We start from the raw sequence: 10,806 nt of genomic DNA, 5'->3' as shown, positions 1-10,806 counted from the left end.
GCCGAACTGGACACGGCACGTGCGGAGTGGTGGTACTCACGCGCCGCGACCATCATGGGCGGCACAGCAGAAGTGCAGCGCGGAATCGTCGCCGACCACATCCTCGGGCTTCCGAAGGAGAGGCGCGCATCGTGACCGACGAAGCCTGGCCGATGGTCGAGGAGGCGGTCTTCCGGCTGTTCGAAGAACTGGCCGCCAAACAGGAACACACCGTAGTCGGTCCGCGGCTCGCGGAAATGGGCTGGGCCGAGATCGAGTCTGAATACCCGGTTGAAGCATGCGCGTTGCTGTTTCGGGCGCAAGGTCGTTCGCTGGCCCTCACCGACGCGCTGGATCGGGTCATGCTGGCCGAACTGGCGTCGTTACTCGACGCACCGGCCGACACCATCGTGCTGCCGGGACTGTCCCACGGCTATGCGCCTAGCTCGAGTGAATATCAGGTCAAAGGCATTGTGCTGGGCCCTCTTCGCGGCCGCGTCGTCGTGCCGGTCTCGCGAGCGATGGGAACCGTTTCCATAGCCGTCGTCGATGCCGATGAACTACGCGGCGAACCGATGGACACCTTCGATCGGTCCGTCGTCTGGACCCGCGTAGAGGGCACGACCGATGACGCGCTGATCGACGCCTCGACCGAGTGGGGACGCGCGATCGCGGCGGCACATCGGTCGATAGCCACCGAACTCATCGGGCTCGCAGACCAGGCGCTGCGGATCGCCGTTGAGCACATCAGCGTTCGGGTCCAGTTCGGATCGCCCATCGGATCGCTGCAGTCGCCTCGCCACGCACTTGCCGACGCCGCGGCGCAACTCGAGGGCGCGCGCGCACTGCTGAATGAATCATGGTGCTACGGCGGGATTTTGTCGGCGCAGACCGCGAAAATTGCTGCGGGCCGGGCCCATCGCACAGTCAGTGACGCGGTGCTGCAGGTGTGCGGCGCGATCGGCCTCACCGCCGAACACGACCTGCATCGCTACGTGGCGCGTGGATTTCAGATCGACGCGCTGTGCGGTTCCTATCTACAGCTGGAATCGCTGCTCGCCGAGCGTCTGTTCGACACCTACATGCCCGGGCGCGCGCTACCGGCGATGGTCAACTGGAATTAGGGGGACGTATGCGCCGCAACATATTCGACGAAATCCACGACGATTTCCGCGCCACCGCCAGAAGCTTCTTCGAACGCGAATGCGTGCCGAATGTCGAGAAATGGGAGCGCGACGGCAAGGTGAGCCGCGAGGCGTGGCTGGCCGCGGGCGAACACGGGCTGATCGGCTGGGAGTTCGACGAGAAGTACGGCGGCCTCGGCGTCAAGGACTTCCGGTTCAATCAGATCATCTCCGAGGAGATGTTCTTGACCGGATCGGTCGGCATCGGTCTCGGTGTGCAGAACGACATCTTGATGCCGTACATGAACAACCTCACCACTGACGAGCAGAAGGAGCGCTGGCTTCCCAAATTCGTTGCCGGCGAGTACATCGGCTCCATCGCGATGTCCGAGCCCGCAGCCGGTTCCGATCTGGCGGGCATCAAGACCACCGCTCGCGACGAGGGCGACCACTGGGTGGTGAACGGCCAGAAGACCTTCATCAGCAACGGGCTGCTCTCGAAGTTGGTGCTCACCGCCGTCAAGACCGACCCGGCGGCCCGGCACAAGGGCATCAGCCTGCTGATGATCGAAGACGGCATGGAGGGCTTCACCCGCGGCCGCAAGCTCGACAAGATCGGCCAGTACTCCGCCGACACCGCCGAACTGTTCTTCGAAGACGTCGTGGTGCCCAAGGAGAACCTCGTCGGCGAGCTCAACCGCGGTTTCTATCACCTGGTGAGCAACCTCCCCAGCGAGCGCGTCGGTGTTGCCTGCTACGCGCTCCCCGCAGCACGGCGGGCGCTGGACCTGACGAAGGCCTATGCGCTCGAGCGGACGGCGTTCGGACAGCCGATCGGCAAGTTCCAGGTGAACCGGCACTTTCTGGCCGAGATGCAAACCAAACTGGACGCCGCGCAGAGTTATCTGGACCAGTGCGTGCTCTCGGTCAACGACGGCACGTTGTCGGACCAGGATGCCGCGGGGCTGAAATGGTGGACCTCCGAGGTGCAGTGGGAGATCATCGACCGCTGCCTGCAGCTGCATGGCGGCTACGGCTACATCAACGAGTACGAGGTCGCCCGGCTGTGGCGGGACTCCCGCGTCCAGCGGTTGTATGCGGGCACCACCGAGATCATGAAGGACCTGATGGGCCGAGCGATGGGGTATTGACGGTGGGCTTGGTCACTGAGCCGCTCCCGGCGGCGATATTGGTCACTGAGCCACGCCGGTGGCGATATTGGTCACTGACCGGCGCGCATGCCAGGCTCGGGTCAGGGATTCGGATAACCTTAAATAATTAGTTGATTTTTGCAACATTAAGTGGTGGAGGTCGGGTATATGGAGGTCACCAGTCTTCGCGAACCGAAGATGGCCGATCGTGTGGCCACCGTGCTTCGCCGGATGTTCATCCGCGGTGAGATCACCGAAGGCACCATGCTGCCGCCCGAATCCGAACTCATGGAGCGTTTCGGGGTGTCCCGGCCGACGCTGCGCGAAGCATTCCGGGTGCTGGAGTCCGAGTCGCTGATCGAGGTGCAGCGCGGTGTTCGCGGCGGTGCCCGCGTCACCCGGCCGCGGCGCAAGACCCTGGCCCGCTATGCCGGCCTCATCCTCGAGTATGAGGGTGTGACGCTCAAAGACGTCTACGACGCCAGGGTGACCCTGGAGACCCCGATGGTCGTCCAACTCGCAAAGGACCGGAACCCGGGGGTGATCGCCGAACTCGAGGCGATCGTCGAACGCGAGGACCAATTGTCACCCGGGGGTGACACCGTTGACCAGTTGACCGATTTTCACGCCGCAATCGCAAGGTTGTCGGGTAACCGGACCCTGCAGATCGTCAGCGACATGCTCCACCACATCATCGAGAAAGCCAACCGATCGTTGCAACCGACCGAAGGCACGCGCGCGGCCGGGGCGGTAACCCGCTCGGTGAAGACCCACCGCATGGTGCTCGACTTGATCAAGGCAGGCGAGGCCGAGCAGGCCGGCGAACTGTGGAAGAAGCATCTTCAGAAGGCCGAGGCCTTCGTACTGTCGGGGGCCGAATTGTCGACGGTGGTAGACCTTCTCGAATGACCGGAGTAGACGAGCGAGAAGTTCAGCAGGACATCGAAACTCCGGCCGCGATACAGATTCGGTTCGGGATCGAGTTTCTCGCGGCAAGCCTGGCCGACGCGACGGTAAAGATGTCGATGCCGATGTCCGGTATGCGCAATCCGTTCACCGGGGCGCCGGCCGTCGGGCCGCTGGCCATCCTGGTCGACGCGGCCGCGGGCATGGTCAATCACTACCGGCGCCGTACCGATCAGTGGACTGTGTCCAGCGAGCTGGCGCTTGAGGTCAGCCCCAACGTCGCCGAGGCGCTCGATGACCTTGCCGAGCCCGTGGTGGCCAGCGCAGGCGCAGTGGGTTCCGTTGGGACGACGGCACTGTCGATCTGCACGCTCACCTGTGGCGCCACTGTGATCGGCACCGGCACTGTGCGCTCGTTCTTCATTCCTGCCGACGGCGTCACCGATAAGCGTCCGCCGCAGACGCTGCTGGGCGGGACACCCACCTTGGCGGATCTCATGGCGGCACAAGCCGAACCGGCCGGAGACGGTTCACGGGTGTTGAAGCAGCACGCCGATCCGGACCTCAACAACGACATCGGCATCGTCCACGGCGGGATGGCCTCGGCGGGCCTGGAATTGGCGGCGTCGGCGGCGATCAACCCCGACCCGTCCGCCGGCTTTCTCAAGACTGCATCGCTGCGGGTCAACTTCCAGCGCCCGTTCCTCGCGGGCACCGCGTCCCGCTACGTAGGCAGGCCGGTGCGGGTCGGCCGCAGTACCGGAATCGCGGACGCAGTGGCCATCGGCGACGACGGCAAGATTGCGCTTAGCGCGCGCATCACGGCGTATCGCTAGCAGCCCACTTCGTCGCAGGTACAAGGGTGCCTTCGGCACCCGTTTCAAAGCCGACTAGGCGCAGCCGTCGACGCATATGTCAGCCGGTGACGTGTCCTGTGATTGTGTCCCAGCAGGAATTTCAGGAAGCGGTTGGCCGTCGACGATGGCGGGTTCCTTCGTCAGGTCGACGTTGTGGTCCAGGTCGGGTGCCATCGGAACGAATCGACACAGGAAAGTGACGGCGAGTTGGCAAGGATCGTCCGTGGGATCGGCGCCGGCGGGCGCGGTCGCGCCGAACGCCGCTGCGATCATGCCCGTGACAACGATGGCTGCTCGCATCTTCATCGTGACCACGACCGCCCTACTTCTTGGAACGGGCACGGAAGGCTGCGACCCGCTCCTTGAACTCCGGCGTCGAGAACGACGTCAGCTCTTCGGCGAGCGCATACTCGAGCACACCCTGTGCGGCGCGGGCCAGGTGCATGTTGAGCGCCACCTTCGATGACCGCAACGCCTGAGGCGGGAGGGCGGCCAGCCGTTCGCCGAGAGCCAGCGCCTCGTCGAGGACGGTGTCGTCACTGACCACCTTGGTGACCAGGTTCAGCTTCTCCGCGATGGGTGCGGTGATTCGATCGCCGAGCAACACATATTCTTTCGCCTTCATCATGCCGATCAGGAGAGGCAGCATGGCAGCGCCGCCGTCACCCGCGGTCAGTCCGACCGCGACATGCGGGTCGGCCAGGTAGCTGCTCTCCCCCATCACCAGCAGGTCGGAAAGCAGGGCAATCGAACAGCCCAATCCAACTGCGGGGCCGTTGACCGCGGACACCAGCGGCTTCGGGAAATTGATGACCTCGAGGAAAACGGTCCGGGCCTCATGGATCTGGAAGGTGCGGGCCACCTCGTCCTCGATCAGCCTGCCGAACATCACCATGTCACCGCCGGCCGAAAACGCCTTGCCCACACCGGTAGTCACGACTGCTTTCACGTCATCATCTGCATCCAGCACCTTCCAGATGGTGGCGAAGGCGTGATGCACCTCTTCGGTGACAGCGTTGAGTGCCTCGGGGCGGTTGATGCTCACCACGTGGACGTTGTCGCGCTTTTCGACCAATAGCCATGGCGCGAACTGCTCATAGCCGGCCAGCGTCGCGACTTGTGAGGTGGTCATGGCACTCCTGTCAGTTCTTCTCGGTCGAGAGGATGGTGACCGCCGAGACAGCAGTCGGACCACCGATGTTGTGGGCCAACGCAATCCGGGCACCGTCCACTTGGTTCTCGGCCTGGCCGCGCAATTGGTTGAACAGTTCATAGCACTGGGCCACCCCCGTTGCACCGGGCGGGTGACCCTTGGCCTTCAGGCCACCGCTGGGGTTGACGGGGATCGACCCCCCGACGTAGTGCTCGCGACCCTCGACAAGCTTGTAGGCCTCGAACCGGTTGGCGAAGCCGAGGTCTTCGTAGCTGATGAGTTCCACACCGGTGAAGCAGTCGTGCACCTCGGCGACGTCGATGTCGCGAGGTGTGACGCCTGCCATCGTCATCGCGGACTTGGCCGCGCGCACCGTCGGCGGGAACGTCGTCATGTCGCTCTTGTGCTGATGCATCACGCGATCCATGCCAAGTCCCACACCACGCACCCAGACCGGGCGATCGGTGTACCGGTCCACGACCTCCTCAGCCGCCAGGATCACTGCGGCGGCACCGTCGCTCTGCGGGGTGCAGTCGTACAGGCCGAAGGGCTCCACCACGATCGGCGCCGCGAGTGCCTGCTCGACGGTGATCTCGTAGCGCAGTTGGGCTTTCGGGTTCTTCAGCGCATGGAAGTGGTTCTTCACCGCCACCATCGCCATGTGTTCCTTGGTCGCAGGCGACTCGTGCAGGTACCTGATGACGTGCAGCGCGAAGTTGGCGGGCGCCACCAGTCCGAGCGGGTAGTCCCACGCGTTGTCGCGTGTCATCGCCGCCCAGTCCCAGAACGTGGTGTTCGACGACGTTTCGCGGACTTTGTCGGCACCCACCACCAGCACCACGTCATAGAGCCCCGAGGCGATAGCCATGGTCCCATTGCGGATTGCGTCATTGCCTGTGGCACACGCATTCTCGACACGGGTGACCGGGATGTCGGTGAGGTCGAGGGTGTCGGCCAGAATGCCCGAAGGGAAGCCGTCGGTGGTGGACAACTCGCCGAACCATGCCGCCTGGATTTCAGACTTGTCGATGCCCTTGTCGACACCGGCTACCGCTTCTGCGTAGGCCATCGGCACCAGATCCTTGACACCGAGCTCGAAGTGTTCGGCGAAGGGCGTCATCCCGGCGCCGACGATGGCGACATTTCTCATGCGATGGCTCCTTCGGGACTAAGTGTGCGCCCCGGCCAGAACGCATACCCGTAATCGGGGATGCCTGCGCGGGTGGCGATCTTGCGTAGCACCACGGCACCCTGCTGACCGATCGTCGTCTCGCCGGCGGGCACGCCGGTGACTTTGAGCAACACGCGAACCGGGCTGTCGTCGAGCTGTACGACGGCCAGCGAGTAGGGGCTGGGCAGGTCGGGCACCGGAATCCGCACCGTCGTGTGGGTGTAGACCGTGCCGGTACGCGGCAGCGCTTCGAGCCGGTAGGTATCCACCAGCTCCCCGGCGTTGTTCACGCGCAACCTCGGCGGAAACTGCGGGGCGGAGTCGATACCAGGGCTCTCCTCGAAAACTGCTGCTTCCCAACGTATTTTCGGCTCGAATGCTCGAGCATAGGCGGGCATGCTGATCGGGATCCCTACGCCGTCTGCCACGCGGGTCTTAGGCAGCTCCTGCGGCGAGAATTCGTCGCGGGATATCCGTGGCTTCGCTCCTCCCAGCGTGAGCTCGGCCGCGCTGACGCTGGCCTGTTCGACCGCGAGCACCAGTCCCTGTGCACCTGCCTCGATCGCCTCGGCCAGCAGGCCGATGATCGCACCGGCGGAGGGCGTCGCGTCGCCCGCGGCGTCGGAGGTGTCGAAGCCGGCACCGAGCTGAGCCGGCGGCGCGCCCGCCACCGCGGCGACTGTGGGCGTCCCGGTCAGGCCAAGCCGGGCGAGCGTTGAGCGCACACCGACCTCGCGCTGCAGTCGCGGGTCGACGTAGGCGTGCCGGGTGCCGTCCTCACCGCGGGCGGTCAACGGCAGGCTCCGGGTCTGGCGGGCGACGCCGGTTATGGTCGCGCCGTCTCCACCGGTGAGCGCGGCGGCCGCGCCCGCCGCGAGGTTGTTGTCGTCCGCACCGATGACCAGGGTGCCCGGTGAAGCGCTCACGAGTTGGTCGAGTGCGGCGGGCGCACCGCCCAGCACCTCGGTCACCGGAGTGTTCGCAGGCAGCGACAGCGCAGCCAGCAGCACGGCGCCGTTGCCGCCTTCCAGCAGCGGGAAGTCGCGCGACACCAGCACGACGCGTGCTGCCGTCGCGTCGGGATCGGCGGCCCGGCCGGCGGCGACCGCCATCGTCAGCGCATCCTCGTCCGGTCCCTTGACCCGTCGCTCGCGCACCGTCCACGGCGGCAAGTAGGTGCCGATCGAGACGACGTGCGTCATGGTGTGCTTCTCCTCCACCGGGGGTACCGCGATTCTGCGCCTACGTTAATGAGCTATATAGTTATAGCATTTCAGTAGCTCGGCATCTAAGCCAGGGAGAGGACGGCGTCGTGGGAATTCTCGGTCCTCGCACCCTGAAGGATCGTGTCGTCGTCGTCACCGGTGCCAGCCGCGGCATCGGCCGCGAAATCGCGGTCCGGGCGGCGTCGGACGGCGCGGCGGTGGTGCTGCTGGCCAAGACTGAGACGCCGAACCCGAAGATCGCGGGCACCCTGACCGAGACCGCCGAGGCGGTCCGCGACGCGGGGGGTCGTGCATTCCCATTCGCGGTCGACGTCCGCGACGCCGACGGGGTGGCGAATGCGATCGCGGCTGCTGCCGAGGAGTTCGGCGGCATCGATGTCGTGGTCAACAATGCGGGCGCGCTGGACCTGCGGCCAACCCCGAAACTGCCGCCGAAGAACTTCGACCGCCTGCTCGCCGTCAACGTCCAAGGTCCGTTCGCCGTGGTGCAGGCGGCGTTCACGTATCTGCGGAACTCCGACAACGCGCACATCGTCAACGTGTCACCACCGCTGAATCTGGACCCGCGGTGGGTTGGCGCGCACGTGGGACACACGGTCGGCAAGTACGCCGAAAGTCTGCTGACGTTGGGATGGGCCGCTGAATTCGGGTCGATTCCGATCGCCGTCAATTCGCTGTGGCCCGCAACTACCGTCGCGAGCACCGGAATGATCGTGGCGATGGGTGAGGACGTGGTGCGCGCCCAGGCCCGCGACCCGCGCATCATGGCCGACGCGCTGCACGCTCTGGTGACCCGCCCGGCCGCTGACTGCAGCGGCCACTTCTACACCGATGAAGAGGTGTTGCGCGCAGAGGGTGTCACCGACCTGTCGCGTTACCGGCTGGCCGCCACCGACGACGACCTGACCCCGAACTTCTACCTGCCGTCGACGCCGTTGCCCGCGGTGTAGGAGTCTCCTCCAGTGAGTTCATTTGACGAGTTGAGCGCCAACGGTCCCGAACTGGTGAAGCTGCGGGCCTCGGTGCGAGACTTCCTACAGGCCGACCGCGCCGAGTTCGCCTGGGAACCCGCGGTCGACTCGTGGTTGGGCCAGTGGGACGAGGGGTTCTCGGCCCGCTTGGGCGCGGCGGGTTTCCTGGGCCTGACGATCCCGCAGCGCTACGGCGGCCACGAGCTGGGGCACCTGCACCGCTACGTCGTGACAGAGGAGCTGATCGCCGCGGGCGCACCCGTGGCGGCGCACTGGACCGCCGACCGTCAGGTGGCGCCCGGTCTGCTGTCATACGGATCCGAAGAGCAGCGTGCAAGGCTGCTGCCGAAGATCGTTGCGGGCAAGCTGTACTCGTCGATCGGCATGAGCGAGCACGGCGCCGGATCTGATCTCGCCGCCGTTTCGACGAAAGCGGTTCGGGCCGAAGGCGGTTGGGTGCTGTCCGGCACGAAGGTATGGACCAGCGGAGCGCACTACGCTCATCAGGTGGTGGTGCTGGCACGCACCAGCCCACCGGATCCCGAGCACCGACACGACGGGTTCAGCCAGTTCCTGGTGCCATGCGATGCCGAGGGCGTGCGCGTTGAACCCATCCTGTTGATGTCGGGGGCACACCACTTCAACGAGGTCATCTTCGACGAGGTCTTCGTGCCCGATGGTGACGTGCTCGGCGAGGTCGGCAACGGCTGGCACCAGGTCACCGCCGAATTGGCCTTCGAGCGCAGCGGCCCCGAGCGCATCCTGTCCACCGGCCCTCTGCTGCTGTCGGCGATCCGTATGCTCGGCAAAGGTCCCGCCCCCGACGACCAGACCGCCGCCGCCGTCGGCGATCTGCTTGCGCGGCTTGTCTCCTTGCGCCAGCTGTCGTTGTCGGTGGCTCGCACACTCACCGACGGCGGCGACGCGGCGAACCTCGCGGCGCTGGTGAAAGATCTAGGGACCCGCTTCGAAGCTGAGTCGGTCGAGTTGATCGCCGACCTGCTCGAGGGGTCGACGCCGAACCCGGAGCTGTCGGCGATGCTCACCACGGCCTGGCTGCATAAGCCGATGTTCACCCTGCGCGGCGGCACGAATGAGGTGTTGCGGGGCGTGGTAGCTCGCGGAATGGGGTTGCGATGAGCGCTTGCGCGAAGAGCGGAGGGCCCAGATGACCGCGCTAGCCGGTGGTGTCTTCGCTGCGAGTGCGGCTCAAGACGGTGATGCCGAATTACGTTCTCTTGTCGACGAACTCGGACAGCGCTCGTATGACGCAAGGCTGGGCCGCCGCGGCGTGCCCGACCACCTTGACGCTGAGTTGTGGCGCCACCTCGACGAGACCGGTCTCACCCGATTGACGAGCACCCCCGACATGGGCGCGGGACCGCACGAGCTGGCCATCGTCCTCTACGGTGTGGCACGCCACGCCGGCGCGGTGCCCCTTGCCGAAACCGACGCGCTCGCCGGCTGGCTGGGGCACGAGGCCGGCATCGAGCTTCCCGACGGACCGCTGACCGTCGCAATCGCCGAGGCGGAAACCACGGACGAGCGAGTCGTCGGAACTGCGCAGGGGGTGCCGTGGGCGCGTGCGTGCAGCACGGTGCTCGCCGTCCGCGGTGCTGACGGGCTACGGGTCGGAGTTCTCGACGCGGCAACGGTCGACCGGCAGGAAAACCACAACCTGGCCGGCGAGCCGCGCGATGCGATTGCGTTCGACGTGCCGACCCGGGAGTTGCTCTCCGTGGACTCCGCGTTGGAGGCCCAGCTTGCGCGACGCGGTGCGTGGGCGCGATGCATACAGATCATCGGCGCCCTTGATGCCGCCGCGGCGCTGACTGTGGCGCACACCCGCGGGCGCGTCCAGTTCGGCCGTCCGCTCAGCGCATTTCAATCCGTACAGCAGTCCCTCGCGGGGATGGCCGGCGACATCGAACGGGCACGCGCCGCGGTCGAACTGGCAGTGGCCGCAGCCGCCGAACACGGCTTCGACTCGCCACGCACCGACTACGCCGTCACCGTCGCCAAGATCGCGGTCGGGCGAGCCGTTGGTCCTGTTACCACCACCGCTCATCAGCTGCACGGCGCCATCGGGGTCACCAGCGAGCACCCGCTCTGGCTGTTCACCTTGCGCGCCCAGAGTTGGGCTGGGGACTACGGCACTACCGCACACTTCGCACGCCGACTGGGGCGCTTGGCGCTGGCCGCCGACGATCCGTGGCATCTGGTGACCGGCGATGTTACTCATCTGGAAAACAACAATGGATAAGGGAG

The 10,806-nt window shown here is 65.8% G+C and carries 11 protein-coding genes and 1 pseudogene; 8 read left to right on the top strand and 4 right to left on the bottom strand.

Going from position 1 to position 10,806, the window contains the following annotated elements:
• The 5 genes and pseudogenes from QOC76_RS23260 to QOC76_RS23240 all read left to right on the top strand — a co-directional run.
• Positions 1-135 (top strand): annotated as a pseudogene (locus QOC76_RS23260) (acyl-CoA dehydrogenase family protein); the annotation flags it as partial.
• A gap of 17 nt (positions 136-152) precedes the next feature.
• Entirely contained in the window at positions 153-1,103 is a 951-nt protein-coding gene (locus tag QOC76_RS23255) for an acyl-CoA dehydrogenase family protein (protein ID WP_526360837.1), read from the top strand.
• Between the two features lie 8 nt (positions 1,104-1,111).
• Positions 1,112-2,254 carry an acyl-CoA dehydrogenase family protein gene (locus QOC76_RS23250; protein ID WP_526360821.1) on the top strand — a complete coding sequence of 381 codons (1,143 nt, stop codon included), beginning with the start codon at positions 1,112-1,114 and terminating at the stop codon, positions 2,252-2,254.
• 168 nt (positions 2,255-2,422) lie between these two features.
• Complete coding sequence (locus QOC76_RS23245; RefSeq protein ID WP_526360819.1) at positions 2,423-3,163, top strand: FadR/GntR family transcriptional regulator; 741 nt, start codon at positions 2,423-2,425, stop codon at positions 3,161-3,163.
• Positions 3,160-3,996, top strand: a complete 837-nt coding sequence (locus QOC76_RS23240) for a PaaI family thioesterase (RefSeq protein WP_526360817.1) — start codon at positions 3,160-3,162, stop codon at positions 3,994-3,996. The genes QOC76_RS23245 and QOC76_RS23240 overlap by 4 nt, the downstream gene beginning before the upstream one ends.
• Before the next feature lie 54 nt (positions 3,997-4,050).
• On the opposite strand, the gene QOC76_RS23235 is transcribed toward QOC76_RS23240, so the two are convergent.
• Genes QOC76_RS23235 through QOC76_RS23220 form a run of 4 tightly spaced genes read right to left on the bottom strand, consistent with a single transcriptional unit; the run spans position 4,051 to position 7,543 of the window.
• A complete protein-coding gene (locus QOC76_RS23235) occupies positions 4,051-4,332 on the bottom strand; it encodes a fibronectin-binding protein (RefSeq protein ID WP_526360815.1) in 282 nt (93 codons plus the stop codon).
• Positions 4,333-4,339: 7 nt separating this feature from the next.
• Entirely contained in the window at positions 4,340-5,149 is an 810-nt protein-coding gene (locus QOC76_RS23230) for an enoyl-CoA hydratase/isomerase family protein (RefSeq protein ID WP_526360813.1), read from the bottom strand.
• Positions 5,150-5,159: 10 nt separating this feature from the next.
• On the bottom strand, positions 5,160-6,320 hold the full coding sequence (locus QOC76_RS23225) for a thiolase family protein (protein ID WP_526265060.1): 1,161 nt from the start codon (positions 6,318-6,320) through the stop codon (positions 5,160-5,162).
• Positions 6,317-7,543 (bottom strand): Zn-ribbon domain-containing OB-fold protein, encoded by a 1,227-nt coding sequence (locus QOC76_RS23220; RefSeq protein ID WP_526360810.1) that lies wholly within the window; start codon positions 7,541-7,543, stop codon positions 6,317-6,319. The genes QOC76_RS23225 and QOC76_RS23220 overlap by 4 nt, the downstream gene beginning before the upstream one ends.
• Positions 7,544-7,653: 110 nt before the next feature.
• Here QOC76_RS23220 and QOC76_RS23215 point away from each other — a divergent pair, with 110 nt between their 5' ends.
• Genes QOC76_RS23215 through QOC76_RS23205 form a run of 3 tightly spaced genes read left to right on the top strand, consistent with a single transcriptional unit; the run spans position 7,654 to position 10,801 of the window.
• On the top strand, positions 7,654-8,517 hold the full coding sequence (locus QOC76_RS23215) for an SDR family oxidoreductase (RefSeq protein WP_526360808.1): 864 nt from the start codon (positions 7,654-7,656) through the stop codon (positions 8,515-8,517).
• 12 nt (positions 8,518-8,529) lie between these two features.
• Entirely contained in the window at positions 8,530-9,678 is a 1,149-nt protein-coding gene (locus tag QOC76_RS23210) for an acyl-CoA dehydrogenase family protein (protein ID WP_526360806.1), read from the top strand.
• A 28-nt stretch (positions 9,679-9,706) separates the two neighbouring features.
• Positions 9,707-10,801, top strand: coding sequence for an acyl-CoA dehydrogenase family protein (locus QOC76_RS23205; RefSeq protein ID WP_526360804.1), 1,095 nt, complete (start codon positions 9,707-9,709; stop codon positions 10,799-10,801).
• Positions 10,802-10,806 lie beyond the last annotated feature (5 nt).

Source organism: Mycobacterium sp., from assembly GCF_032159565.1.
GTDB lineage: Bacteria > Actinomycetota > Actinomycetes > Mycobacteriales > Mycobacteriaceae > Mycobacterium.
Note: the sequence above shows the minus strand (reverse complement) of the source record. Positions and strands in the feature narration are given on the sequence as shown.